This is a genomic window from Burkholderia sp. SRS-W-2-2016, from assembly GCF_001931485.1.
Classification (GTDB): domain Bacteria; phylum Pseudomonadota; class Gammaproteobacteria; order Burkholderiales; family Burkholderiaceae; genus Paraburkholderia.
In genome coordinates, this window is the sequence record NZ_MSDV01000019.1 from 260,098 (window position 1) to 286,923 (window position 26,826).

Consider the following 26,826-nt stretch of genomic DNA (forward strand, 5'->3'; position numbering starts at 1 on the left):
CATGCGCCGCCGGCGGACCGCATTAGCGTGCGGGCTGCACGTTCTGATTGCGGTTGAAGAAGTTCTCCGGGTCGTAAGAAGCCTTGATGCTCTGCAGACGCCGGTACTTCGCTTCGCCGAACGCCGCGCGAATGTCGGCTTCGGTGGTGTCGGAGGCCATGTAGTTGGTGTACGCGCCGCCGGCGTTGAACGGCGCGAGCGCCGCCGCGAAGCGTTTGACCCAGTCGTGGTTGGCTTCGTCGTCGGCGACGTCTTTCCATTCGCCGACGATCATCGCGTTATACGGCGCATGGCGGAAATTGATCGCGGCGCTGGCGGGATCGATGCGGCTGATCTCGCCGGCCAGCCGTTCGATCACGATCTTGCCGAGCGGCGACGGGCTGGTTTCGATGAAATGCACGACCGCTTCGACTAGTTCGTCATGCATACCATTGAGCGTCTGGGTCTTCCAGTAGTGGCGATCGTCCCACGGCGCCTTCGGATCGAGCAGGCGCTGCGCCTGGCAGTACGGCAGCTCGACCGCCATGTCGGCGATCGGCGTGCCGCATGCGCGAATCCGCTTGAGCGTCGGCTCGGCCGCCGCCATGTCGCCCATGAAACGCACCATGATGCCCAGTTGCGTGCGGCCGTCCTTGTTGCGGCCGAAATTGAATTCGGTCGCGCACGCGTCCGGCAATTCCGGCGCGATCCGGCGGAAGTTGGCGATCACCTTGACCGCTTCGTCGAACGAGAAGTAGATCGGCCCGGTGACGGTTCGGGTGCCGACCGCATGCACGTTGAACTCGAACGACGTGACGATGCCGAAGTTGCTCGCGCCGCCGTGCAGGCCCCAGAACAGATCGGGTTCGCGATTCGCATCGGCGGTGACGATGCTGCCGTCGGCCAGCACTACTTGCGCGGAGCGCAGGTTGTCGCACGCGAGGCCGTGCAGCCCGCGCAGCGCGCCGATCCCGCCGCCGAGCGTGAGACCGGCCACGCCCGTCGACGACACCACCCCGCCCGGGCTGGCCAGACCGTGCACCTGGGTCGCCGCGTCGTACACGCCCCACGTCGTGCCGGGGCCGCAGCGGGTCAGCTGACGCGCCGGATCGACCTGCACGTCGCGCATCAGGCGCATGTCGAGCACGATGCCGTCCTGGCACAGCGCGAAGCCGAATGCATTGTGGCCGCCGCCGCGCACCGACAGCGGCACGCCGACCGCGCGCGCGGCCTTGATCGCGGCCACCACGTCCTGCGCGCTCTCGCACTGGATCACGCCGAGCGGCACCGGATGCGCGGGCGCCGCGGAAAAGCCGTACAGGCGCGTTGCCTCGCGAAACGCCTGGCTGCCCGCCAGATGCAGTGGGCGGTGAGTGATCTGTTCGATTTCCTTGACGACACTGCTGTTCATTTTTATCCCTCGAAGCAACGCGTCCGTAGACGCAATTCAGAAATTGATTGGCGATGCCAGGCATCGCCGCCAGGGTCCGGCGTCAGTCGCGGGGCGGCCCGAAGTCGGGCTCGCCCAGTGCGGGGGTGCTCAGCAAATAGATACCCGTGTTGCCGAAGGCCCAGATCAGCTTGCGGTCCCATTCGATAAACACGTTTTCCATCGGGGTTGCGTAGGAGTGCGGATCGGCCAGATCGCCGGTCATGCGCGGCACGAAATACGCGGCGATGCTTGCGTGGGCCGGGTCGCGGATGTCGAACACCTGGATGCCGGCGTTCATGAACGGGTAAATGGCGATGCCCGGATGCGCGTGGCCCGGCTGGAAGTAGTAGCCCGGACGCTTCGGGCCGAACTTGCCGCGGCGCAGCGCGAAGTCGGCGTACGGCGCGTCCGCGGGCGGCATGGGCCGTGGCAGCACGCCGATGATCGCGGGGCGCGTCGGCTCTTTCACGTCGATCACGAAGATGTCCTTGTACGGCTCGTAGCCGTCCTCGTTCATCGGGTAGCCGTTGACCAGCACGATGCCCTGATCGGCGGCGCGCGACGCATCGACGTTGTCGCCCTCCACGCCGCCGACATTCACCGGCAGATCGAGACTGCCGACGGTGACCGGATTGGCGGGGTCGGCGAGATCGATCACGTGAAAGCCGAGCCCGCCCATCACCGCGTAGCCGTAGCGGCCGCCCTGTTCGAGCGGCGGATTGACCGCGATCGGCATGCGCGCGCCGAGCCACGACGTGCGGTTGCCGTGCTGACGCAGTTTGCGATACGCGTCGTCCTCGCCGAGCCGCTGGCCCGGCACCCACCACGCGGAGACGAGGCGCGGTTGGGTCGGATCTTCGAGGTCGTAGATCAAATGGCCCGGCGAATAGACGTAGTTCGGATATTCCTGATTGACGAAGGTGTTGTCGGGCGCCGCGGCGATGAACGCGTAGCGGCCGCCGTGATAGGTCGGCACGTCGAGCGCGCCGGAGCCTTGTTGCACGCGGGCGTGCGGATGCAGCGCATCGGTGCTGACTTCCGCGAGCAGATGCCATTCGGTCGGGCTCGTCAGTTCGAACACGCGAAAGCCGCGGAACATCGGTTTGGCCATCAGCTCGGCAATCCGGTCCGGCTCCGCGTATTTGCCGCCGTCGCCCATCACGTTGAGGCCGCGCGGCACTTCTGCCGACTGCAGCATCAGCCACTTGCCGAGTTTCGCGTTGAACGCGATGGTCGACGCGCCGAACGTTTCTCCCGGCGCGAACTTCCGGTCCGCCAGCACCTTCAGTTCGCGCGGATCGGTGATGTCGTAGATGTTCAGGCGCGTCTTGAAGTAGTTGTACATATAGCGCCGGCCATCCCAGTCGATGATCTGCTGCCAGCAGACCGAAGGGCTCACGACGATCGGCCAGTGCGCGTGCACCGTCATGTTATGGCGGTACTCGCGGTCCTCCAGATAGTCGAGACTGCCTGCGAGCGGGCGCGCATGGGGATAGAACGGTGCGGCGTCGGGATGAATGAATTGGCCGCTCGACGCGTCGATGCCGTAGCTCGACGGGGATACGTGCGACGGCTCGCGGGCGCCTCGAATATCGGCGGGTTCGAACATGGTGCTGCCTCCTCCATCAAGCTTGCGGAGCTTCAGCGGGGAACGCGGGCTGAAGCATCAAGGTAGGGAACGGCGAAGAAGTTATGCAATCGATTGCATTATTAACAGCCGAAATCTGACTGTCAAATTATTTCGCCGGCGTGCGCGGCGGTCGCGAAAACGCCTGAATCGCTTGCTGGGCGGGCCTTTGGCGGTCCTGCTATAAGCAAACGGAAAGTAGCTATAAACAAAGGTGTTTGGGGGTTTTCCCGAGGGGGCCTCAATGCGTGTGCCGCGCTGTGCCGGCGGACATCGACAACAAGTACTTGACGCTAACTTTATCGCTGGCTAGCATGCAATCGATTGCAAAACAAATTGCGGAGACGACATGGTAGCGCACGGTTTGGTCGGCGATGAGCGATCCCTGACGGACACGGTCATCAAAGCCTTCGAAGATACCCAGGACCTGCGTCTGAAGACGCTGATGGCGGCACTCGTCAGGCATGCGCATGCGTTCGTGCGCGAGGTGGACCTGAGCGAGCGCGAACTCGAGGCGGCGCTCGATTTCCTGGTGCGGATCGGCCAGTCGACGCATGACAGCCATAACGAAGCGGTGCTCGCGGCGGACGTGCTGGGTATTTCGACGCTGGTTTCGTTGCGCTGCAATCCGGCCGCGCAGGGGCAGACGGCGGCGGCATTGCTGGGGCCGTTCTGGCGCGCCGACGCGCCGCTGTGCGAGGCCGGCGCCGACATTGCGCGCGCGCCGATCGACGCCGCGCCGTTGTTCGTCGCGGGTCGCGTGCTGGATCCAGAAGGGCAGCCGCTCGCCGGTGCGCTGGTCGACGTGTGGCAGGCGTCGCCTCACGGCCTCTACGAGAATCAGGATGCCGAACAACCCGACATGAACCTGCGCGGCAGGTTCGTCACGGACGACGCGGGCCGGTTCCGCTTTCGCACGGTGCGCCCACGCGGTTATCCGGTGCCCACGGACGGGCCGGTCGGCGAGTTGCTCGCGGCGCAGCGGCGCCATCCGTACCGGCCCGCGCATCTGCATTTCATGGTGTCGCGCGACGGCAGCAAAACGCTGATCACACAGATCTTCGCGGACGACGCCGAGTATCTCGACAGCGACGTGGTGTTCGGCGCGACCGAAAGCACCGTTGGCCGGCTCGTCCAACATCCGGCCGAAGCGGACCTGCCCGCGCGCTACACGCTCGATTACGACTTCGTGCTGCAAGCCGGCACGCGCACTTTTCCGAAACCGCCCATCAAGTGAGCACGGCAATCCGATGAACACGTCAACCCACGCATCCTCCTCAAGCACTCCTCTCGACGGCCAGGTGGCCGTTGTCCTCGGCGGCAACGGCGGCATCGGCGCCGCCGCTGCGCGGCACCTCGCGGCGGCCGGCGCGACGATCGCACTGGTGACCCACCGGCACGATGCGAGCGCCGATGAGGTGCTGCAGGTCTTGCCGGGCAACGGTCACAAGATTTTCCTGGCAGACCTGACCGATAGCGCGTCGCTGACCCGGCTCGCCGCGGCCGTCGCCGCCGAGTGGCAGCGCGCGGACATCCTCGTGAATGCCGCCGGCAAGACCTACGCGGTGCCGCACGCCGATCTCGACGGTCTGAGCGACGCGATGATCGACGAGATCTTCGCGATCAACTATCGCGGCGCGTTCGCCGCGGTGCGCGCGTTCGCGCCGCTGCTGCGCGAGGGCGACGGCGGGCTGGTGGTCAACGTGTCGTCGATCGCGGCGAGTACCGCGGTCGGCAGCAATATCGCCTATTGCTCGGCGAAGGCCGCGCTCGACACGATGACCCGCGCGCTGGGCCGTGCGCTCGCGCCGCAGATTCGCGTGCTCGGTGTGAGTCCGGGCGTCGTCGATACCGGTTTCGTGCCGGGGCGCAGCGCCGATTTCAACCAGCAGGTCGGCGCGCGCACGCCGCTCGGCCGGATTGGCAGTCCTGACGATGTGGCCGCCGCGATCGAAGCGTGCGCGACGCGGCTGCGTTTTTCGACCGGCGTGACCATCGTGGTCGACGGCGGTCGGCAGCTGTGATGCCGCAATCCGTGGGCCGCGCACTCGAAAAAATTACTTTGAAGGAACACGCTGCATGAAGGCATTGAAACTGTACCAGGCGGTCGACACCGTCGACGCGCTGCAACTCGAATTAGCCGAGTGCACGCCGCCGGCGCTGAAGCCCGGGCAACTGCTGATCGAAGTGAACAGCGCCGCGGTCAATCCGAGCGATGTGAAGGCCGCGTTGGGTCTGATGCCGCACGCGGTCTGGCCGCGCGTGCCTGGCCGCGACTACGCCGGCACCGTGCTGGAGGGCCCCGCGGAGTGGCTCGGCAAACAGGTGTGGGGCAGCGGCGGCGAGCTGGGAATCCGGCGCGATGGCAGCCACGCAAAATATCTGGTGGTCGACGAAGCCGGGGTGCGCGAAAAGCCCGCAGCGGTGCCGCTACTGGAGGCCGGCGGAGTCGGCGTGCCGTTCGTCACCGCGTACGAGGGCCTGCGCCGCGCGGGCTTGTCGGGCGACACGCGCAGCGTGCTGGTGCTCGGCGCCAACGGCAAGGTCGGGCAAGCGGCGATCCAGCTCGCGAGCGCGCAGGGCGTGAAAGTGATCGCGGTCACTCGCAATGGCGAAGCGTACCAGGGGCATGCGAACGGCCAGGTCGAACTGATCGACGCCAGCACCACGCCGGTGGCCGAGCGCGTGCGCGAGTGCACGGACGGCCGCGGCGCGGACATCGTGTTCAACACGGTTGGCAGTCCGTATTTCGACGCGGGCAATGCGTCGATGGCGAAGGGCGCGACCCAGATATTCATTTCGACGCTCGAGCGTAGCGTGCCGTTCGATATCTTCACGTTCTATCGTGGCCAGCACACGTATGTCGGTATCGACACGCTCGCGCTCGATCATGTCGGATGCGCGGCGATCTTCGATGCGCTGGCCGACGGTTTCGCCCGCGAGGTGCTGCGGCCGTTCCCGGTCAAGCCCGGCTTCGTCTATCCGCTCGCGCAGGCGCACGACGCCTATCGTCAGGTCGCGGCGGGCGCGCGCGAGCGCGTTGTGCTGACGCCATGAAGGTGATCCGCTACACGGAGATGCCGCGTTACGAAGCGGCGCATCACGACGGCATGCACTGCCGGCGCGTGCAAGGCCATGACGTGTCGCCCGCGCAACTCGGCTGGCAAGGTCTGTCGTGGCTGCTGCCGGGCGGGCGGACCTCGCTGGCCGCATCGACGGTGGAAAAGCTGTATCTGGTGCTGGCGGGCGAGGTGACGATCGGCGACGGCCGCGAAGAAGCGGTATTGCGCCCGTACGACAGCTGTTATCTGGCGCCCGGCGAGTCGCGGCAGTTGCGCAACGATAGCGCGCTGCCCGCCGCGATTCTGCTGACGATGCCGTACGAAACGAGGGTCTCGCCGAAAGAGTGACGGTGCCGGGAAGGTCGCAGAAGATAGTTCAACGAATCTTTATCTGGAGGTGGCTGTGACGAAGAACACGCGAACAAGGTATCTCAAGCTGGTGCTGCTCGGTGCCGTGCTGGCCGCCGCCCAGGCGAGCGCGCAAGTGAAGATCGGTTTTCTCGGCACGTTGTCGGGTCCGGGCGGCGCGCTCGGGCAGGATCAATACGACGGCTTCATGCTGGCGCTCGCGCAGAAGGACAACAAGCTCGGCGGCGTGCCGGTTCAGGTGGTCAAGGCCGACGACCGGCTCAGTCCCGACCTCGCGGTGCAGGCGGCGCGCAAGCTGATCGAGGACGACAAGGTCTCGATCATTACCGGCATGACCTACGGCAACGTGATGATGGCGGCGGCCAAGCCGATCACGTCGGCGGGCGTGGTGCTGCTTAGTTCGAATGCGAGCCCGGCGCCGCTGGCCGGCGACGGTTGCACGCCGCTGATGTTCTCGGTTTCGTCGGGCACGATGGACCAGATCAACGAGTCGGGCGGACAGTTGACGCAAGACCTCGGCTACAAGCGCGTCTACGTGATGGCGCCGAACTATCAGGCTGGGCGCGACGCGGTCGAGGGCTTCAAGCACACGTACCGGCAACAGCCGGTCGACGAAGTCTATACGCCGCTGAACCAGCTCGATTTCTCCGCGGAAATCGCGCAATTGCAAGCCGCCAATCCGGACGCGGTCTATGTGTTCTATCCGGGCGGGCAGGCAGTGAACTTCATCAAGCAGTACCGGCAGGCCGGCCTGCTGGGCAAGCTGCCGCTGATCTCGGTGGCGACGGTCGACGGCACCACGTTGCCCGCGTTGCGCGACACGGCGGTCGGCGCGATCACCGCGTCCGCGTACTCGCCCGATCTGGACAATCCGCAGAACCGCCAATTCGTCGCCGCGTTCAAGGAGAAGTACGGCCGTATCCCGTCGATGTACGCGGCTGCGTCGTACGACGCCGCGCAATTGCTCGATGTCGCAATGCGCAAGGTGGGCGGCAACGTTACGGACAAGAACGCGTTGCGCGCCGCGCTAAAGACAGCGGATTTCAAATCGGTGCGCGGCAATTTCAAGTTCGATACCAACCAGTTCGGTCTGGTCGATTTCTATCGCGTGGATGTCGTCAAGAACGCGGCGGGCGCCGAATTGACCACCCGCTCGAAAATCAAGGTCGACTATCGCAATCGCGGCGCCGACCAGTGTGCGATGAAGTAAGCAGCCGGTTAGGCCGCGTTCATGCGGCCTCCGTCAATACACCGAAGTTTCTTTTTCTCTAGCGAGTCGCGATTCATGAATCGGAAAACCATCCACGTGATTGCCTTGTCGGGCAGCCTGCGCAAAGCCTCGACCAATACCGCGCTGTTGCGCGCCGCGCGCGAGCTCGCGCCGGACGGCATGGAGCTGGAAATCGTCGAGCTCGGCGATCTGCCGTTCTTCAACGAAGATGTCGAAAAAGCCGGCGTACCGGCCGCGGTGACCGCGTTGAGCGAAAAAATCCGCCGTGCCGACGCGGTATTGCTCGCGACCCCCGAATATAATTTTTCGTTTTCAGGGGTCCTGAAAAATGCGCTGGACTGGCTCTCGCGCCCCAGCAGCGGAACGCCGCTCGCCGGCAAGCCGGCGGGCATCGTCGGCGCCGGCGCGGGCTTCGGCACGGCGCGTGCGCAAGCGCAGTTGCGGCTGGTTTGCCAGGCGCTCGACATGGTCACGCTGAACAAACCCGAGGTGCTGGTTACGCAAACCTGGTCGCGTTTCGACGCGCAAGGTCAATTGACCGATGCGCCCACGCGCGATGTTCTCACTGCTTTCATGGCTCGCTTCGGCGACTGGATCGAACGGCAGACGCGCACAGAACAACAACTGAAGGAGGTGGTGGCATGACGCATCAACGCAGCTATATCAAGCGCGATAACGCGCAGGCGCGCGCCTATTCGCCGGCGGTCGTCACGCAGGGCGGCCGCATCGTGTGGCTGGCCGGACAGACCGTGGTCGCGGATCGCGAAGGCCGCTCGCTGGCCGGTAATTTCGAAGGCCAGGTGCGTGAAATCTTCGCGCTGCTCGGCGCCACGCTGGAGCAGGCCGGCGGCACGCTGGCGAGTCTGGTGACGATGACCGTGTCGATCACCGACGCGCGCTTCGGCGATGCGTTCACGCAGCTGCGCAAGGAGATCTTCGGCGACAACTTTCCGGCCAGCGCGCTGATTACGGTCGCGGGGCTCGCGAAGCCGGAAATGCTGGTGGAAGTCCAGGGTATCGCGGTGGTCGATTGAACCGGCGGCCCGCCGGATGGCGGCCGGGTTGACTCGGCGGCATCCGGGCGGGCACGAGTAAGCCGCTCGTATTGCAGCGGGGATAAAATACGGCCTCACGTTTATAACAGGCGCTGCCGGGAATTGGTTGCATGTCCACCACGAAGATCACGTTGCGCGATCTGGCGAAGCGACTTGGGGTCCACCCTTCGACAGTGTCGCGCGCCATCAATCCGAAAACCCGCCAACTGGTCGGCGAAAAAGTCGTGGCGCAGGTATTGGCCGCGGTGCAGGAACTGGGCTACCGGCCGAACAGCATTGCCGCTTCGCTGCGCACCAAACGCTCGAATCTGATCGGCGTGCTGCTGCCCGACATCACCAACCCGATGTTTCCGCTGATCCTGCTCGGTATCGAGGAAGCGCTGGGGCCGGCCGGCTATACCGCGCTGGTGGTCAACGCGGGCAGCGGCTATGCGAAGCAGCAGCATATCGTCGAGCAGATGCAGGGACGCCAGATCGATGGGCTGATCGTGGCGTCGGTTGAGCGCGACGATCCGCTGATTTCATATTGCCTCGCGCAGGATCTGCCGGTCGTCACGGTCAATCGTTCGGAAGAGCGGGGGCGGGTGTCGTGCGTGGTGAACGACGACGTGCTCAGTATCCGGCTCGCCGTCGATCATCTGGTGGCGCTCGGTCATACGCGGATCGGTCATGTGGTCGGGCCGCTCAATGTGTCGACCAGCTATCACCGCCATCTCGGCTTCCAGACTGCGTTGATCGCGCAGGGGCTGCCGTTCGACGAACGGATGGAAGTCGAAAGCAGCGCGTATACGCGCGAGGCCGGGGTGCTTGCGTGCGAGGAATTGCTGACGCAATTCGAGGACGTAACCGCGGTGATCGCCGGCAACGATCTGATCGCGATCGGCTGTCTCGATGTGTTTCATCAGCGCGGCATTGCGTGTCCGGCCGATATCTCGCTTGTCGGTCACAACGACACGCCGCTGACCGACGTGATCGATCCGCCGCTGACGACGGTTCGCATCAAGCAGCGCGAACTCGGCTTTCAGTCGGCGAGGATTCTGCTCAATACGATCGACGAGGGCGAGAGCGAGCCGCTCGAAGTGCGCCTGAAACCGGAACTCGTCGTGCGCGGGTCCACCGCGGCGCCGCGCCGGCTCGCGTCGGCAAAAGCCGGCGCCGGCAGAAAGAAAAAGGCCTGATCGATCGGTGCGGTCCGCAGTAAGGCGCCCGCGTACAGGCGGGCTGCTGTTTTATCGATGCCATTGCGCGCCGCACAGTGCGCGCCGATTCCATTCATCAGATGCCGGCGCGAGGCACGGGCCCACGCCGGCCTTTGCGGGGCTTTCATGACTTCAATTCCAGTAACGACTGATGTTGCCGGCCAGCCGCTGACGCTGCTGTGTTTCGAAGGCGCGTTCAATTTGCCGGTCTGGATTGCACAGCGGCGCGCTCTGTTCGAACAGCAGGGCGTGACGGTGACGATGGACTACACCAAAGGCTCCGTCGATATGATCAACCGGCTGCAGGACGGCAGCGCGCAACTGGCGTTGACCAGCATCGACAATGTGTTCGCGTACACGCGCGGCCAAGGCGAAACCGACGATGGCCGGATGCAGGACTTAACCGCGTTCATGGGCGGCGACGCGGGCTTTCTCGCGCTGGTGGCGCGGCCCGGTCTCGGCTCGATCGACGCGTTGCGCGGGCGGACGTTGTCGGTCGATGCGATGACGACCGGCTTCGCGTTCGTGCTGCGCGACATGCTCGCGCAGCACGCGGTGGCACAGGACGACGTCACGTTCGTCGCGGCCGGCGGGACCGGCAACCGTTATCGCGAACTGATCGCGGGACGGCACGACGCGACCCTCGTGCGCTCGCCGTTCGACACGCTGGCGCGGCAACAAGGCTTCGTGCCGCTGCGCCGTTCGCGCGATCACTATCCGGCCTATCTCGGGACCGTCGGCGCGGTACGCAGAACATGGGCGGATGCGAACCCGGACGCGTTGCAGGGCTTTCTGCTCGGCTATCGTCGCGCGCTGAACTGGATCTTCGATCCGGCTAATAGTCAGGAGTGCGTGGCGGTGTTGATGGCCGAGTTTGCGGGTCTCGAACCGGCCGCGGCGAGCGCGGTGTACGACGAGTTGACCGACCCGGTGCACGGTTTGATTCGCGATATGGACATACCCGAGGCCGCCGCGCGCCAGGTGCTGCAATTGCGCGATCACTACACGTCATTCGCGAGCAGCGGCGATTTGCCCGCCTGCATCGATCTGCAGTACTTGCGACGTGCGCGCGAGCATGCCGCGTGGGAGGGGGCTAAATAAGCGCCGAATAAGCGCCGAATAAGCACGGAATAAGCGTGCCAAAGACCTGAATGACAACGGAGCGGCGGAATCGCCGCTCCGTTTCTTTTCGCGCCGTAAAAGCCTAGAAGTAATGCCGCAAGCCGAGCCGGAACGATGCCTGGCGGCTGGTCGCGGACGGCGTGAGACCGTCGATCGAAGCGACCGCGGGTTGGTTCAGCGAGTCAGTGCCGCCGGCGGTCTGGAACACCGCGACGCCATAGAGCACGGTGCGCTTGGACAGCGCGTAAGCGGCGCCGGCCGAGTACTGGTTGTAGTTCGCGGTGTCGCCGTAGTTGGCCCGCTTCAGATGCGTGTAGTTGTACGCCGCGCCCAGTCGCAATGCCGGTGTCACCTGGTATTGAAGATTGACTTCGGGGCTGTCGAATACCGCATTGCCGCTGTAGTTGTACGGGTTCGGGCCCGACGTCGCGGTATCGCCGAGGTCGTCGAAACGCGTGTGCGTGTAGTTGACGCCGAGCGTGAAGTTGCCGATGTCGTAAGTCGTGGCCGCGCCGAAAATCTGCATCGTGTGAGCCGACGCGAACCCCGCATAGACCGGGTTGTACTGAGCCGCCGTCGCGCTGCCCGCGAAGCCCATGTTGTTGCTGGTGGGGCTGGTGGATGAATTCGGATTGGTGCCGAAGTACGACAGGTTCGGATTGCGCGCATTCACGTACGCGGTGCCGAACGCGAACGGTCCGTTCACGTAGTTCATGCCGACCGACCAGAACTGATTGCGCCCGGTCGCTCCCGCGATGCCGCCCAGGCTATACATGCCGCCGAACGTGAAGCCGCTGAATTTCGGGCTGGTGTACTTGATCGCGTTATTCAGGCGACGCGAATCGGCCAGGTTGTCGAGGTCGTCGGGGCGCGCGCCCATCACGCCGCTCAACTGGCCGGTGGCCGCATAGCTTTGCACGAAGTCGCGCAGCGAATCGTACTGGCGGCCGAGTGTCAGCGTGCCGGGCGCGCCCGACATGCCGACGAATACCTGGCGGCCGAACATCGCGCCGCCCTGGCCGAGCGAGCCGTTGTTGATGTTCATCCCCGATTCCAGCTGGAAGATCGCCTTCCAGCCGCCGCCGAGATCTTCCGCGCCTTTCAGGCCCCACCGGCTGCCGCTGATCCCGCCGAGCCCGCCGTCGAGCATCGCCACCTGGGAGCCGCCGACCGGCGGACGGTTCGCGGGTTTCGAGGTCTGCACGTTGGTGGTGTAGTTCACGCCCGCGTCGATCAGGCCGTACAGCGTGACGTTGCTTTGCGCGCGTGCCATCCCCGCCACCGCGCACGTTCCCGCCACTGCGACCAGCAACTTCTTCATGACGTCTCTCCAATTCGTGATCGACACGCGACAGATGCTGTCGGGCGAAGTCGCGCTGCCTATCTGTATTTCTTCTATGTATGTCGACCGCGTGGCCGGCTTCTTGATGACGACGGCTTTGCGGTTGACTGCTTAATTGCAGATTGCCGGCTCCGGTTGCAGTGCCTGACCCGTGTATGCCGAAGACCGTATGCAATCGATTGCAAAATAAGTTGACGATATTTGTGCGTCAAGTCATTTCGGATGGAATTGGTAGAAACGTCGATATAACCGGCGAATGCTGCGAATTAAGACAGGTGGGTTGAGAGCGGCTCGCGGACGTGTATCGCAACCATTACTGAATTATTTTTGCAATCGTTTGTTTTGCGGTATTAGACGCGATGCAAGATCAGCAACGTCTCTACGCATGACGTGAAAAGCGCTGCCCGAGTTCGCGCAGCCACGTCAGAAAGATGGCGATCGCTGGGTCTTCGCGACGTGCGTCGCGGACATAGCTGCAGTAGCGCCATGCCGGCAACGCGGGGCCGTCGAACGGAAACACCAGCCGGCCTTCTTCGACATCGAGCGCCACCAGCGCGGTCGGCCCCATTGCGATGCCGAGACCGTCGATGGCCGCTTGCAGCGTCAGATAGAAATGGTCCAGCTGCTGGGACTGACGCGGGACCAGCCCGGCGTGCCCGCTCGCCGCCAGCCATTCGGTCCACAGGCCGGGATAGGTCGCCGTGTGCAGCAGCGTGTGCTGCGCGAGGTCCGCCACAGTGCGGATCGGATGAGACTCGAACACCTTGGGCGAGCACACCGGCAGCCGCACTTCCGATAAAAATTCGGAGACCTGATAGCCGGCCGATTTCTGCTCGCTGCCGCGAATCGCCACGTCGCAGGTGTCGCCGAGTTTTTCGATCGGCTCGTCCGACGTAGTTAACCGGACTTCGATCGCCGGATTGGTGAACTGGAAGTTGGAGAGTTGCGGCAATAGCCAGCGCAGAGCGAACGTGGTCGGCGCGTTGACCCGCACGATCTGCTGGCGTGTGCTGCGAAGCTGCTCGGTGGTGGCGAGCGCGATGCGGTCGAACGCCGCCGATATTTCGGCCAGGTAAGCGCGCCCCGATACCGTCAGCACGACCCTGCGGCCGCGCCGTTCAAACAGCTTGAGCCCGAGCCATGCTTCGAGTTGCGCCACCTGCCGGCTGACGGCCCCGTGCGTGACGCACAACTCGTCGGCCGCGGCCGAGAAACTTTCGACCCGGGCGGCGGCTTCGAACACGCGCAGCGCGTTCAGCGGAGGCAGACGACGCGCCATAACGCCAATTCCTATGTGATTTTTCCTGACAAGGATGATGAGTATATATCGCTTTTCGGGGGCGCCCGGCATCTCTATAGTGAGCCCGGTCGCAGCAGAGCCGGTTCCGGATCTGTTTGATTAATTCACCAGGAATGTATCGAATGTCGAATGTCGTCGTGGTTGGCGCGCAGTGGGGCGATGAGGGCAAAGGCCGGATCGTGGATTGGCTGGCCGAGAAGGCGGACATCGTCGCCCGCTATAACGGCGGCCACAATGCCGGGCACACGCTGGTTGTCGATGGCCGGACCTACAAACTCGCGCTGCTGCCGAGCGGGGTCGTGCGCGGCAAGCTCGGCGTGATCGGTAACGGCGTCGCGCTCGACCCCGAGGCGCTGCTGGCGGAGATCGGCCGGATGGCGGCGCTCGGTGTTCATGTGACGCCCGACGTGCTGCGCATCGCCGAGACCGCCACGCTCGTGCTGCCGATTCATCGCGCGATCGATGCCGCGCAGGAGCGCCTGCGCGCGAAGCCGCTCGGCACCACGCTGCGCGGCATTGGCCCGGCCTACGAAGACAAGGTCGGCCGCCGCGGTTTGCGGGTCTGCGACCTTGCCGAGCCGGAACTGCTCGCCGCGAAGCTCGACGTGCTGCTCGAACACCACAACGCGTGGTTGCGCGGTTTGGGTCTGGAGCCTTTCCAGCGTGAGCCGATGCTGAGCGATCTGCTGGCGATGGCGCCGAAAATCCTGCCGTTCAAGGCGCGGGTCTGGCAACTGCTCGACGATGCGCATTCGTCGGGTAAGCGCGTGGTTTTCGAAGGCTCGCAAGCGGTGATGCTCGACATCGATTGGGGCAGCTATCCGTATGTGACTTCGTCGAGCACCATTGCCGCCGGCGCGGCTAGCGGCGCGGGCATCGCTCCGTCGAAGCTGGGACGGGTACTCGGCGTCAGCAAGGTGTACGCGACGCGGGTCGGCGAAGGTCCGTTCACGTCGGAAGTGGATGGCGCGCTCGGCGACCTGCTCAGGCAGCGTGGCGGCGAGTATGGCGTGAACACCGGGAGGCCGCGCCGCTGCGGCTGGCTGGACACCGTGCAACTGCGTCAGAGCAGCAAGGTCGCGGGCATCGATCTGCTGGCGCTGACCAAGCTCGACGTGCTCGACGGATTCGACTCGGTGTATCTGTGCGTGGGTTACGAGCTCGATGGCGAGCGCATCGACTACATGCCGGCCAGCGATGCCGAACAGCAGCGTCTGCAACCGGTGCTCAGGCGCTTCGACGGTTGGCAAGGTACGACGCGCGGCGTGCGCTCATATAGTGAGCTGCCGCCGCAAGCCGCGGCGCTGATTGAAGCAATTCGACACGAAGTCGGCATTGAGGTGGCAATGGTTACCACCGGTCCCGAGCGTGACGATGCGATTGTTTTGCGCTCGCCATTCGAGGACGCGAACGGCTGAAAAGTCTGACAAAGCGCCTGCTGGCAGGCGTGACGGCGGTTTTCGGCGCCGATTCGCGGCGTTCGCGGCGCTGCGCATCGACCGCGAAAAACGGTACGCGGCACGGCCCTTGCGACATTCACGATCGAGCAGACGAAACCCGTCTGTGTCCATTTCAACCCGATCATGGAGGGACGGATCATGAGCAAGCTGACCAGCACGTTAATCGCAGTCGCCGCACTTACGCTGTCGGGTGGCGCTTTTGCCCAGGCCGCCGGAGGCGGGGCCGGCGCGGGGACCGGGTCGACCGGCAGCACGGCTAGCCCGACGAACCAGGTGAACGGTGCGCCCGGCGGCGCCGCGGCGGGCGGCTACGGCACGCCGGGCAATACCGGTTCGGATAGCGGCATGTCGACCCGGGCGCCGAATTCGGGGCTGCCGAGTATGAACAGCAATACCAAGTCCGACGACAGCGCGCCGAAGAGCAATAACACGCTGGCGACGCCGAGCGTGAAGTCGCCGGCGGCGGGGCAATAGCACGGTTGAAGAAGTTGGCGAACGGGCACGGATCAGGTTCGTGGGTTTCTCGTTCGTTGTTGGTTGAAGGGTAAGGGGCGGCGCTACGATATCCAGGCGCGCTCGAATTTCACGAACCAGACTGTGTCGCTGAAGGTTCGCAAGTCGTTCTAAGTTGATGCGCTTCATACGCGGTGTTTTTTGCCGCGTCGCCGCCGGCTTCGATGACGAGGCCGGCGTTTTCAGGAATTTATGACCCCATGATCCGGAGTGGACGTGGGGTTTTTTGTTGTGGTGCCGGTCGATGCGTGATTGGCCGCTGAGCCTGCATACGGCCGAAAAGCGTAGGCCTCGTAAGCGGGACAACGGGCGGTATCCGGTCGCCGCAGTCGGGTATCCTGTCTGCCAAAATCCGAATCACCGATTCGGATTTTTCGGCTTCCACAGCTGGCCGAACGCTTTCCCTTGTCGTGGACCCATTACGTGAGGCTGATGCGACGGACCCGTTCATCCGAGGAGCGGGCTTTTTACGAGACTGAGGCATTGCGAGGCGGCTGGAGTGTACGGCAGCTTGAACGCCAGCTCGGCAGCCAGTTCTACACCCGCACGCTCATGTCGAAAGACAAACGTGCGATGTTGGAAAAGGGTGCCGTTGCAGAGCTGGGCGACACGGTGACGCCGGAGGAAGCGATCAAGGATCCGTATGTACTCGAGTTCCTTGACCTGAAGGACGAATATTCCGAGAGTGACCTGGAAGAAGCGCTGATCCATCGTCTCGAGGACTTTCTGCTCGAACTGGGTGGCGACTTCACGTTTGTCGGACGGCAAAAGCGGCTGCGAATCGGCGACAGCTGGTTTCGCGTGGACCTGCTCTTTTCCACAGGCGGCTGCGATGTCTTGTGATCGTCGATCTCAAACTGACAGAGCTTAACCATGCCGACGTCGGGCAGATGCACATGTACTGTAACTACGCGAAGGAGCACTGGACGCTGCCCGGCGAAAACCCACCCGTCGGCTTGATCCTGTGCGCCCGCACCAACGCGGCCATCGCGCGCTATGCGCTTGACGGCCTGGCCAACAAGGTACTTGCCGCGGAGTACCACACCGTGCTGCCCGACGAACGATTGCTTGCGGAGGAACTGGCCAAGACCCGCCGCGAATGGGAGGCACAGCACCCGATGCTCCCCGGCAGCGGCTCCCTGAGTTGAGAGACCGAACTGACCCGGGCATTGTCCCGACCAGCGCAACAGTGAATTCTTCGCGCACGCGTTTACCGTGAATAACCCGCCTCCTACACTCCTTCCATCGCCGCGGAGGTCTCAGTTCACATCGAGCTTCCGCGGTATCCGCATCGAGCAAACTCTGGAGGTAGGAAATCATGAAGTCGCTGATCGAAGCTGTTGTCATCGCCGCTCTCATTGCCACGCCGCTCGCGACGTTCGCTCAATCGAATCAGACCAGTGAGCCGCTGACCCGCGCGCAGGTGCGCGCCGAACTGATTCAGTTCGAACATGCCGGCTACCGGCCGTCATCGGCCGACACACACAACTATCCGGCCAACCTTCAGGCCGCCGAAGCGCGTGTCGTAGCTGAGCACGACGCAGCGCGGACCAGCGGCTATGGCGCACCGGCCGTTGGCTCGTCGCAAGCGGGCAGCCGCCCGGATACCGCCGCGAGTTCCTATTCGGTACCGGTGGTGAAGTACGTGCGCTGATGCGCGCGAGGCCCGAGGGCCGCCGCTGATCCGCAAAAGATCATGCGTGCTGTCGATTCAGCTTGAACACGAATGGCCTGCTGTCACTCCAACGTGACGCAGGCCATTCGCACATCCGGGTTGCTACGTCGCGAGCAACCCAAACCCATCGCATCGACCAATTGCGGGTAATCACTAGTTCCCGCAGCCGTCGTCATCCTCATTTCCCCCGCGTTTTTCCCTTCTCCAGCGGTGTTTTCCGCGACTAAGCAAATTTCTATTGCCCCCGCAGATTTTGAATAACAAAGCGTAGCCGGTGGCACTTACACTGCATTCCGAACTGCTGTTGAACGCCGGCACCCGATCACGCGGCGGCGCTCGACACACCATTCATTTGGAGACCTTATGAAAGAGTTGATGCTGGTCGGCACGGCCGCCAATCGTCCGAATGCCATTGGTTCGATGTATCGCCTGCGGCCCGGCGGCGAGTGGGAAAAGCTCACCGACTTCCCCGACGACGCGTCGGTGCAGGCGATCACCCCGCATCCGCAACGCCCCGAGCTGCTGTTCGCGGCGACGCGCAAGGGCGTGTATCGCTCGACCGATGGCGGCGATTCGTGGGCGCGCCTGAATGTGACCGGCGAGACGATCCAGTTCTGGAGCGTCGTGATTCATCCGACCCGTCCCGATACGCTGTTCGCGGCGGGCGGCCCGGTCAGCATCTATCGCAGCGACGACGGCGGCGACACGTGGCGCAAATGCAAGGCCGACCATCCGGAGCGCTTCAAGATTTCGTTCGGCGACTCGCGCGTAATGCGCATCGCGTTCCATCCGCTGAATCCGGACGTGATGTACGCGGTCGCCGAGATCAACGGTTTTCTCGTCAGCGAAGACGGCGGCGACACGTGGCGCAGTGAAGCGCAGGGTCTGCTCGAACTCGCGAAGCTGCCGCATCTGAAGAGCAGGATTGAAACCGACGACGACGCCGAAGGCGTGTTCGACGCGCACGCGGTCTGCACCACCAGCGCCGACCCGGACGCGCTGTTCTATATCTGCCGCCTCGGCGTTTTCGAAAGCCGCGACAAGGGCAAGACGTTCCGCGATCTCGAAGTCGGCAAGTTCGCGCCGTTCTCCTATGCGCGTGACTGCCGCTTCGTTTGCGATAACCCGAACAAGATGTACGCGTGCTTCAGCATCTCGTCGCGCAGCGAAGCGGGCGCGCTGTACGCGAGCGACGACCTCGGCAAGAGCTGGTATCGCGCGGATTCGCAGGTGAATCCGGCTAGCACGATGCTCGGCTTCGGCGTGCACCTGAGCGATCCGAATGGCGTGATCAGCGTGACGCGTGGCGGTCAGGTGTTCTTCACCACCGACGGCTGCGAGAGCTGGACCGAAAAACCTCTTCCGCAAGGCGCAGGCGATGCGTTCTGCGCGGCGATGCTGTGAGCGAAACAAGGATTAGCACACCATGACAGAAAGACTCAACGGCGTGATTCGCGCGCTGCAAACCGGACGCCGTATCGCATTCACGTCGTTCATTCAGGCGGAAGTGGAATCCGCGGTCGCATTCGCGCAGTCGTCGAATGACGGCGTCGTGTTCGAACTCGAACACACACCCTGGGATATCGGCGCGCTGCGCGAATCGATGCAATTCCTGCTGCTGCGCGAGCGTATTGCGAAAGCGCAGTCGCTGGCCTGCCAGATGACGCCGCTGGTGCGGATTCCGCCGAGCGGCAGCGAAATGAATCAGTGGTTCGCGAAGCAGGCGCTCGATCTCGGCGCGTACGGGATTGTGTGGCCGCGCATCAGCACGCCGGAGGAGGCATATAACGCGGTCGCCGCATGTCGCTATCCGCGTCTGCCGAGCGCGCCGCTGTACGAACCGGCCGGCTTGCGCGGCGACGCGCCGATGCCCGCCGCGCGTTACTGGGGTGTGTCGCAACAGGAGTACTACCGCAAGGCCGACGTGTGGCCGCTCGCGCCGGACGGCGAAGTGCTGGTCGTGCTGATGATCGAGGACACGCGGGCGATCGAAAACCTCGAAGAGATCGTCAGGCAGGTGCCGGGCATCGGCGTGCTGCTGATCGGCGAGGGCGATCTGACTCAGGAGCTCGGCTGTCCGCGCCAGTACGACAACCCGGAACTGCTGCGCATGATGGATCACGTATTGGAAGTCGGCAAAGCGTTCGACATTCCGGTCGGCCATCCGCATGTGACCAATCAGAACGTAGGCCGCGTGATCGAGCAGGGTTATCGCTTTCTGATGACCTACCCGAAGCGCGATTTCTCGGCACTCGACAAGGGCCTGCAACTCTCTGGCCGTTCGGCGGCCTGATGCGACGCACGGAGAAACCATGACAGCGAAACTGTCGATCGTGTTGGGCCCGCACGGCCAGGTGCGCGATCTGCGCAACGGCACGGTGCGTGTCGAGGGGTTCGATCTCGACTTCATCGAAAAGAAGCGCATGCCGGACGCGTATCGCGAGATGGCGCGCAGCCAGCCGTACGACATCTGCGAAATGGCGCCGACTTCGTATCTGATGGCGGTCGCGGCCGGCGCGCCGATTACCGCGCTGGCGATTCCGATGACGCGGCGTTTCCGTCACGCGGGCATGCAACGGTTGCGCGCGTCGACGATTCGGGGACCGAAAGATCTGGAAGGGCGGCGCGTCGGCGTGCGCACCTATTCGGTCACCGCCGCGGTGTGGACGCGCGGGATCTTCGCCGACGAGTACGGCGTCGATCCGGACCGGATCACGTGGCTGACCGAAGAAGAGGAGAACGTATCAAGCTTCGCGACGCCGCCGAACGTGCAGCGGCTGCCCGAGGGCCAGTCGCTCGCGGAGCTGATGCAACGCGGCGAACTGGAAGCGGCGTTCGGCGGACTCGCCGGCGCGGGCAACCAGCTCGAAGATGAACTCGTCGAGATCGTCGCCGATGCCGAGGCCCGCGAGCGCGACTGGTTCGAGCGCACCGGCATCTATCCGCTCCACGGAATGATCGTCGTACGCAACGACGTGCTCGAACGGCATCCGACACTAGCGGCCGCGCTGTTCGACGCGTTCACACAGGCGAAAGCGAACTACCTGGAGCGGATTCGCAGCGGCGAGGCGGACGGCGCCGAAGACCGGCGTTATCGCGAACTGTCGGCATGGGTCGGCGACCCGTTGCCGTACGGCTTCGACGAAAACGCGCGATCGCTCGCGGCGCTGGTGCGCTACGCGTACCGGCAGCGGCTGATTCCGACCGAGCCGCCGTTGCACGAGGTGTTCCACGATCCGCGCCCGGGCGCCGGCATGCGCGACGCGCAACGCGACGCGCTGGCCACCGCGAGCCGCACCTGACGAGATGAAAGCGCCAATGAAACAGACCGACATGACCGCGCTCACCGCGATGATGGGCACGTATAAAAAGACCGCGCCGCTGAAAGACGGCAGCGTGAGTTCGCCGCTGCTGCGGCTCGATTTCGCCGATGTGGACACCGCGCAGAAGGCGTTCAAGGATGTGGTGCGCGGGCTGAAGTTCGACGTCGCCGAACTGGCGGTCGTCACCTTCCTGCAAGCTTTCGAAGCCGGCAAACCTTACGTGATGCTGCCGTTCGTGATGAACGGCAACTTTCACCACAAGAGCATTCTGTGCCGCAGCGACGACGATCTGCGGCCCGAGAATCTGGCAGGTAAAACGGTCGCGATGCGTTCGTATCCGCAAACCACGCCGACGTGGGTGCGCGGGATTTTGTCGGACGAATACGGCGTCGAACTCGACAAGGTGCGTTGGCTCACTCAGGAAGGCGCACACGTCGCCGAGTTCCGCGACCCGGAGTTCGTCACCCGCATCGATTCGACTTTGAGCCTCGAAGACATGCTGCGCGCGGGCGAGGTCGACGCGATCATCGCGGGCGGCGCGCTGTCCGGCGACCCGGGCATTCGCACGCTGATCCCCGAGCCGAAGGAAGCGGCGGCGGCCTCGTATCGCCGCACGAACGTGGTGCCGATCAATCACGTGGTGGTGATTCGCAGCGAGATCGCGCAGACCCGGATTGACCTCGTGCGCGAAGTGTTCCATATGCTACAGAGGAGCCGTGACGCGAGCGGCGACACGGCGAGCGCGAACGGCCCGGATTTGCAGCCGGTTGGTTTCGACGCGCTGCGTCCGGCACTCGAAACGGTGATCCGGTATGCGTACGAACAGAAGTTGATCGCGCAACGATATACGGTCGAGCAACTGTACGGCAACGTCGCGAAGATTCTGGACTGACGCGCGGCGCGCACGGACCCGACCCGATCGTCGCAACAGATAGTTTGAACAGGAGACAACGGTGGCTTCACCGATCACAGGAATGTCATACGTCCGGCTGAGTGCGCCGGATCTCGGCCGCATGCAGGCGTTTCTCGAAGACTTCGGGATGGTGCTCGCGCATCGCGACGCCAAGCGTCTGTATATGCGCGGCGTCGGCGACACGCCGTTTCTGCACGTGACCGAACTCGGCGCGCCCGGCGCAATCAGCTTCGGCTACCAACTGAGCGACGACGCCGATCTCGGCGCGCTCGCGAAGCTGCCCGGCGCACAAGGAATCGAATCGCCCGACGTGCCGGGCGGCGGCCGGCGTGTGCGGGTGCAGGACCCGAACGGTTTCTGGCTCGAACTGGTAACGGGCCGCGAACGGGTCGAGCCGCTGGCGCCGCGCGTGCTGGTACGCGGGCCGGAAGGCGAAAGCCGCTCGCTCGGTCCGGCGCGGGTGGTGCGAATCGCGCACACCGCGTACGCGACGCCGAATCTCGCCGACACGATCGGCTGGTATCAACGCACGCTCGGGCTGCTGCCGACCGATGAACTGTTCGTCGGCGACACGAGCAACGTGATCGGTCAATTCAATCGCGTCGATCGCGGCGACGAGCTGGTCGATCACCACGTGATCTTTCTGCTGCGCGGTCAACGCGCCGGCATGCATCACGTGTCGTATCAGGTCGAGGGTGTCGACGATATTTTCTTCGGCTACGACCACATGGCGCACCGCTCGCACGACCATGTGCGCGGGATCGGCCGGCACGCGCTCGGCAGCCAGATTTTCGATTACTGGATGAGCCCGTTCGAGCAGATGCACGAGCACTGGATCTCGCAGGAAAAGCTCAATGCGACGAGCCGCTTCAACCGCATCCAGATCGGCGAGGGGATGAGTTACGACACCGGCGAGAAGCCGCCCGAGCGCTTCGTCAAGCAGGCCACGCAGATGGTGCCGTGGCCGACGGAAGCCGGTGCCTGACGCGCATGCGTTCTTTGCCTCGAACAACACGGTAAAACACGATGATTATTGATTGCCACGGGCACTTCACGACAGTGCCGAAGACGCTGCACGAATGGCGCAAGCGTCAGTTGGAAAATGGCGGCGGCTTTTACGGCGCGCCGCTGGAAATTACCGACGAAGAACTGCGCGACTCGCTCGAAAACGGTCAGCTGAAAGCGCAACGCGCGCGCGGTCTCGACCTCACGTTGTTCTCGCCGATCGCCGGACAGATGGGGCACCACCTCGGCACGCTGGAGAACAGTATCGAATGGTCGCGCCTGAATAACGATCTGATTCACCGCGTCTGCACGCTGTATCCGGAGAACTTCGCGGGCGTGTGCCAATTGCCGCAATCGCCGGGGCAGGGCCTCGAAGCGTCGGCCGCGGAACTCGAGCGTTGTGTGCTCGAACTCGGTTTCGTCGGCTGCAATCTGAATCCGGATCCGTCCGGCGGCTACTGGACCGACAAGCCGCTGACCGACCGCATCTATTACCCGCTGTACGAGAAGATGGCCGAACTCGACGTGCCGGCAATGATTCACGTCAGCAGTTCGTGCAATCCGTGCTTCCATCACGTCGGCGCGCACTACCTGAACGGCGACACCACCGCGTTCATGCAGATGCTGCTCGCGCCGCAACTGTTCAAGGATTTCCCGACGCTGCGCTTCATCATTCCGCACGGCGGCGGCGCGGTGCCGTATCACTGGGGGCGTTATCGCGGGCTCGCGCAGGACATGGGCTTCGAAATGCTCGACAAGGGCCTGCTGAACAACGTGTTCTTCGATACCTGCGTGTACCACCAGGCGGGTATCGATCTGCTGACCAGGGTGATCCCGACTCGCAACATCATTTTCGGCTCGGAGATGATCGGCGCGGTGAAGGGCATCGATCCGGAAACCGGTCACCACTACGACGACACCGGCCGCTATCTCGTCGCGACGCCGAACCTGGGCGAGCGCGAACGGCAGCAGGTGCTTGCAGACAATGCACTGACGCTTTATCCGCGCCTGAAAGAACGTCTCGCGGCACTCGCCGACAAGGCCCATTAAGCACGGGCGAGAAGCTCGGCAATCAACGAAGTCATAAAGGACAACTCATGGATCTGGGAATCGCCGGAAAGAAGGCGCTGGTGTGCGCGTCGTCGCGAGGCCTCGGGCTCGCGTGCGCGACCGCGCTGGCGCGCGAGGGCTGCGAGGTCTATATCAACGGCCGCAATCGCGATGCACTGGAAACGGCGGCTGCGCAAATCGAGGCGGTCGCGGGCCGGCGTCCGCATATCGTGGTCGCCGATCTGAATACCGAGCAGGGACGCGCGAGTCTCGTCGAAGCGTGCCCCGCGCCGGACATTCTGGTCAACAACAACGCCGGCCCGGAGCCGGGCAAGATCGCCGACTGGAGCCGCGAGGACTGGCTCGCGGCGGTCGAGGGCAACATGCTCGCGCCGATCTTCCTGATCAAGGCATTCGTGCCGGGCATGCGCGAGCGCCGCTTCGGCCGGATCATCAATATCACGTCGGCGATGGTCAAGTCGCCGAGCGCGATGATGGGTCTGTCGGCGGCCGTGCGCGCGGCGCTGACCGCGCTCAGCAAATCGGTGCAGCGCGACAGCGTGGTCGATAACGTGACGATCAACAACCTGTTGCCGGAGCGCTTCGACACCGACCGTCAGGTCTTCATGGCCGAGCGGATGGTGAAGAAGGACGGCATCACGATGGCCGAGGCGAAGCAGCGGATCGCCGCGACGATCGCCGCGAAACGGCTCGGCGACCCGATGGAATTCGGTGACGCGTGCGCCTTCCTGTGCAGCGCGCAGGCCGGCTACATCTCGGGACAGAACCTGCAACTGGATGGCGGCTCGTATGCCGGCCTCGTCTAACGGAGAAGTGAAGTGAAATATTCCAGCTTTGAAATCGACGGACGCAGTACTTATGGCGTGGTGGTCGGTGATGGCGTCGTCGATCTCGGCAAGCGTTTCGGCCATGAGTACGCGGACCTGAAGGCGCTGGTCGCCGCCGGTTTTCCGCAGCACGTCGCGGCCGCGGCCAACGAGCCGGCCGACTACGCGCTCAACCAGATTCGTTTTCTGCCGCCGATTGCGGCGCCCGTGCATATCTGGTGCCTCGCGCTGAATTACGCCGAGCACCATAACGAAGTGCAAAGCGCGGGCCGCGTGCAGGAACTGCCGAAGTCGCCGGCGCTGTTCGCGCGCGCCGCCGATTCGCTGGTCGGTCACAACGAAACGCTGCTGCATCCGGGCGTGAGCGAGCAGTTCGACTTCGAAGGCGAACTGGTGGTGGTGATCGGCAAGGGCGGCTACCGGATCGCCGCGCAGGATGCGTTCGACCATATTGGCGGCTTTACAATCATGAACGAAGGCAGCGTGCGCGACTGGCAGTTCCACACGCGGCAGATCACACCGGGCAAAAACTTCTACCGCAGCGGGTCGATCGGACCGTGGATCGTGCCGCGCAATGAAATCGAGGACGTCGATCAACTGCGTATCCGCACCACGCTGAATGGCCAGGTGATGCAGGACGAAGCGGTCAGCGCGATGATCCACAAGATTCCGCGTTTCATCGAGTACGTGTCGACGATCGCGCCGCTGTACCCCGGCGATATTCTCGCGACCGGCACGCCGAGCGGCGTCGGCTTTTCGCGCACGCCGCCGGTGTTCATGAAACCGGGCGACGTGTGCGAGATTTCGATCAACCGGATCGGCACGCTGCGCAATGCGGTGAGCCGCGAATAGAGGCAGCGCGAATAGCGCGGTAACAGCGTGACGGTCCTTTCGGTCAATTGATCTGGCTTATTTGAATCAGGAATGGCGATGCGACGAATCGAGACCACTGCGTCCGAGAAAGACCTGCCGAGCATCTGGCAGTTGCGGGTCTTCGAGACCGTCGCGCGCCATGAAAACGTCACGCAGGCATCGCAGGAGCTGCTGCGCTCGCAGCCGGCCACCACGTCATGCGTCGCGACGCTCGAAGCGATGCTCGGCGTCGCGCTGTTCGAACGCTCGCCGACCGGCACCTATCTGACGCCGGTCGGGGTCGCCGCGCTGGTGCGAACGCGCAAGATCCTGCAATTCGCCGAGGAAGCCGCGCAACTGGTGGGCAGCACCCGCAAGGTGTCGCCGCTCGCGCTGGCCGGCAGCATCACGCGCACGCAGATGCGCTGCCTGATCGCGATCGAGGAGTGCGGTTCTTTTCGCGCGGCCGCGCGGATGCTCGGCATTACCGAGGCGTCGTTGCAGCGCGCGGCGCGCACGCTCGAACAGAATCTCGGCGGCCAGTTGTACCGGCATACGTCGACGGGCATCAATACGACCGAAGTGGGCAGTGAATTCGCGCGCCGGCTGAAGCTGGTGTCGAGTCAGATTTCCGCGCTCGCCGAAACCGTCACCAGCTACGAGTTTCCGAAGGAGCGTACGGTGACGCTCGGCGTGCTGCTGCTCGATCCGACCATCCTGATCGTCAATGCGATCCGCTCGCTGAGCGCGCAGTTTCCCGATGCGCGCGTGGTCGTGCTGAGCGGCACCTACGAGACGCTGCTGAACAAGCTGCTGCGCGGCGAGATCGATTTCATGCTGGGTCTGCTGAAGCAGCCGGGCAAGGCGTTCGATTTCGTCGAGCAGCCGCTGTATCACGAGCGTTATTGCGTGGTCGCGAGCCGCGAGCATCCGCTGACCCGGCGCAATGCGATCAGCGTCGACGATCTGACGCGCTACCAATGGGTGCTGCCGCCGAAAGGCTCGCCGCGCCGCGAAGCGTACGAGCATATCTTCGCGGAGACCACGCCGCCGCCGGCGAGCATCGAAACCTACTCGCTATCGACGATCCGCATCACGCTGTACGACGCGGAAATGCTGACGGTGCTGAGCTGGACCGAAGTACTCAGCGAGCGGCGCTTCGGCTTTATCGCGCCGCTGCCGGTCGAGGTGCCGTGGGACGGCCCGATCGTCGGCATCACGACGAAACGCGACTGGCGGCCAAACGACGTGCAGGCGGCGTTTTTACATCATCTGAAGCGCAACGCGACCGCGATTGCGGGTGAGTCGACGGTGGAGCCGGCGGCGTTGGCGGTCGACGCTGCGGCTTTGACGCCCGAGGCAGCGGGCGAGGCCGACGCGCAATCGGCCGAATCCACCGAATCGCCAACCCCGCGCCGCAAACGCAAATCGCCCGCCCGCAAAACGCGCGGCTGAGCGGACAGGACCCG

Annotated in this window: 26 protein-coding genes and 1 pseudogene; 23 read left to right on the forward strand and 4 right to left on the reverse strand. The window is 64.1% G+C overall.

Annotation, left to right across the window (positions count from 1 at the left end; genetic code table 11):
* Positions 1-22: 22 nt before the first annotated feature.
* Together BTH42_RS07590 and BTH42_RS07595 are read right to left on the reverse strand one after the other, a co-directional pair.
* A complete protein-coding gene (locus tag BTH42_RS07590; protein WP_075297475.1) occupies positions 23-1,390 on the reverse strand; it encodes an FAD-binding oxidoreductase in 1,368 nt (455 codons plus the stop codon).
* An 82-nt stretch (positions 1,391-1,472) separates the two neighbouring features.
* Positions 1,473-3,020 (reverse strand): LVIVD repeat-containing protein, encoded by a 1,548-nt coding sequence (locus BTH42_RS07595; protein WP_075297477.1) that lies wholly within the window; start codon positions 3,018-3,020, stop codon positions 1,473-1,475.
* Between the two features lie 367 nt (positions 3,021-3,387).
* Here BTH42_RS07595 and BTH42_RS07600 point away from each other — a divergent pair, with 367 nt between their 5' ends.
* The 9 genes from BTH42_RS07600 to BTH42_RS07640 all read left to right on the forward strand — a co-directional run bounded on the left by BTH42_RS07600 (position 3,388) and on the right by BTH42_RS07640 (position 11,055).
* Positions 3,388-4,275, forward strand: coding sequence for a dioxygenase (locus tag BTH42_RS07600; RefSeq protein WP_075297479.1), 888 nt, complete (start codon positions 3,388-3,390; stop codon positions 4,273-4,275).
* 13 nt (positions 4,276-4,288) lie between these two features.
* A complete protein-coding gene (locus BTH42_RS07605; protein WP_075297480.1) occupies positions 4,289-5,062 on the forward strand; it encodes an SDR family NAD(P)-dependent oxidoreductase in 774 nt (257 codons plus the stop codon).
* Between the two features lie 55 nt (positions 5,063-5,117).
* Complete coding sequence (locus tag BTH42_RS07610; RefSeq protein WP_075297482.1) at positions 5,118-6,095, forward strand: zinc-binding alcohol dehydrogenase family protein; 978 nt, start codon at positions 5,118-5,120, stop codon at positions 6,093-6,095.
* Positions 6,092-6,448 (forward strand): cupin domain-containing protein, encoded by a 357-nt coding sequence (locus BTH42_RS07615; RefSeq protein WP_075297484.1) that lies wholly within the window; start codon positions 6,092-6,094, stop codon positions 6,446-6,448. The genes BTH42_RS07610 and BTH42_RS07615 overlap by 4 nt, the downstream gene beginning before the upstream one ends.
* Before the next feature lie 55 nt (positions 6,449-6,503).
* Positions 6,504-7,679: an ABC transporter substrate-binding protein gene (locus BTH42_RS07620; protein ID WP_075297486.1), complete on the forward strand. Its 1,176-nt coding sequence runs from the start codon at positions 6,504-6,506 to the stop codon at positions 7,677-7,679.
* 75 nt (positions 7,680-7,754) lie between these two features.
* Complete coding sequence (locus tag BTH42_RS07625) at positions 7,755-8,345, forward strand: NADPH-dependent FMN reductase (RefSeq protein ID WP_075297488.1); 591 nt, start codon at positions 7,755-7,757, stop codon at positions 8,343-8,345.
* Positions 8,342-8,734, forward strand: coding sequence for a RidA family protein (locus BTH42_RS07630; protein WP_075297490.1), 393 nt, complete (start codon positions 8,342-8,344; stop codon positions 8,732-8,734). Before BTH42_RS07625 ends, BTH42_RS07630 begins: the two co-directional genes overlap by 4 nt.
* A gap of 131 nt (positions 8,735-8,865) precedes the next feature.
* Entirely contained in the window at positions 8,866-9,933 is a 1,068-nt protein-coding gene (locus BTH42_RS07635) for a LacI family DNA-binding transcriptional regulator (protein WP_075297492.1), read from the forward strand.
* A 147-nt stretch (positions 9,934-10,080) separates the two neighbouring features.
* Positions 10,081-11,055 (forward strand): ABC transporter substrate-binding protein, encoded by a 975-nt coding sequence (locus BTH42_RS07640; protein ID WP_075297494.1) that lies wholly within the window; start codon positions 10,081-10,083, stop codon positions 11,053-11,055.
* Between the two features lie 103 nt (positions 11,056-11,158).
* Here BTH42_RS07640 and BTH42_RS07645 read toward each other — a convergent pair whose 3' ends face one another.
* Entirely contained in the window at positions 11,159-12,397 is a 1,239-nt protein-coding gene (locus tag BTH42_RS07645) for a porin (protein WP_075297496.1), read from the reverse strand.
* Between BTH42_RS07645 and BTH42_RS35360 the strand changes: the two genes are divergently transcribed.
* Complete coding sequence (locus BTH42_RS35360) at positions 12,396-12,533, forward strand: hypothetical protein (protein WP_178392131.1); 138 nt, start codon at positions 12,396-12,398, stop codon at positions 12,531-12,533. The two genes, BTH42_RS07645 and BTH42_RS35360, sit on opposite strands and share 2 nt — an antisense overlap.
* Positions 12,534-12,797: 264 nt before the next feature.
* Here the strand turns inward: BTH42_RS35360 and gcvA are convergent, their stop codons facing one another.
* Positions 12,798-13,697, reverse strand: coding sequence for a transcriptional regulator GcvA (gene gcvA / locus BTH42_RS07650; RefSeq protein WP_075297498.1), 900 nt, complete (start codon positions 13,695-13,697; stop codon positions 12,798-12,800).
* 143 nt (positions 13,698-13,840) lie between these two features.
* Here gcvA and BTH42_RS07655 point away from each other — a divergent pair, with 143 nt between their 5' ends.
* From BTH42_RS07655 to BTH42_RS07715, 13 genes and pseudogenes are all read left to right on the forward strand, one after another.
* Positions 13,841-15,136, forward strand: coding sequence for an adenylosuccinate synthase (locus tag BTH42_RS07655; protein ID WP_075297500.1), 1,296 nt, complete (start codon positions 13,841-13,843; stop codon positions 15,134-15,136).
* Between the two features lie 180 nt (positions 15,137-15,316).
* Complete coding sequence (locus BTH42_RS07660) at positions 15,317-15,652, forward strand: hypothetical protein (protein ID WP_075297502.1); 336 nt, start codon at positions 15,317-15,319, stop codon at positions 15,650-15,652.
* A gap of 390 nt (positions 15,653-16,042) precedes the next feature.
* Positions 16,043-16,839, forward strand: a pseudogene (locus BTH42_RS07665) (YhcG family protein); the annotation flags it as partial.
* Positions 16,840-17,009: 170 nt separating this feature from the next.
* A complete protein-coding gene (locus BTH42_RS07670; protein WP_075297513.1) occupies positions 17,010-17,345 on the forward strand; it encodes a DUF4148 domain-containing protein in 336 nt (111 codons plus the stop codon).
* Positions 17,346-17,729: 384 nt separating this feature from the next.
* Entirely contained in the window at positions 17,730-18,770 is a 1,041-nt protein-coding gene (locus BTH42_RS07675) for a hypothetical protein (protein ID WP_075297515.1), read from the forward strand.
* 22 nt (positions 18,771-18,792) lie between these two features.
* A complete protein-coding gene (locus tag BTH42_RS07680; RefSeq protein WP_075297517.1) occupies positions 18,793-19,659 on the forward strand; it encodes an HpcH/HpaI aldolase/citrate lyase family protein in 867 nt (288 codons plus the stop codon).
* Between the two features lie 19 nt (positions 19,660-19,678).
* Entirely contained in the window at positions 19,679-20,668 is a 990-nt protein-coding gene (locus BTH42_RS07685; protein ID WP_075297519.1) for an ABC transporter substrate-binding protein, read from the forward strand.
* A 16-nt stretch (positions 20,669-20,684) separates the two neighbouring features.
* A complete protein-coding gene (locus tag BTH42_RS07690; protein ID WP_143751994.1) occupies positions 20,685-21,581 on the forward strand; it encodes a phosphate/phosphite/phosphonate ABC transporter substrate-binding protein in 897 nt (298 codons plus the stop codon).
* A gap of 82 nt (positions 21,582-21,663) precedes the next feature.
* A complete protein-coding gene (locus tag BTH42_RS07695) occupies positions 21,664-22,587 on the forward strand; it encodes a VOC family protein (RefSeq protein WP_075297521.1) in 924 nt (307 codons plus the stop codon).
* Positions 22,588-22,628: 41 nt separating this feature from the next.
* On the forward strand, positions 22,629-23,657 hold the full coding sequence (locus tag BTH42_RS07700) for an amidohydrolase family protein (RefSeq protein WP_075297523.1): 1,029 nt from the start codon (positions 22,629-22,631) through the stop codon (positions 23,655-23,657).
* Positions 23,658-23,704: 47 nt separating this feature from the next.
* Positions 23,705-24,484, forward strand: a complete 780-nt coding sequence (locus tag BTH42_RS07705) for an SDR family oxidoreductase (RefSeq protein WP_075297525.1) — start codon at positions 23,705-23,707, stop codon at positions 24,482-24,484.
* Between the two features lie 12 nt (positions 24,485-24,496).
* Positions 24,497-25,357 carry a fumarylacetoacetate hydrolase family protein gene (locus BTH42_RS07710; protein ID WP_075297527.1) on the forward strand — a complete coding sequence of 287 codons (861 nt, stop codon included), beginning with the start codon at positions 24,497-24,499 and terminating at the stop codon, positions 25,355-25,357.
* Between the two features lie 78 nt (positions 25,358-25,435).
* Positions 25,436-26,812, forward strand: a complete 1,377-nt coding sequence (locus BTH42_RS07715) for a LysR family transcriptional regulator (protein ID WP_178392132.1) — start codon at positions 25,436-25,438, stop codon at positions 26,810-26,812.
* The last annotated feature ends 14 nt before the right edge of the window (positions 26,813-26,826 follow it).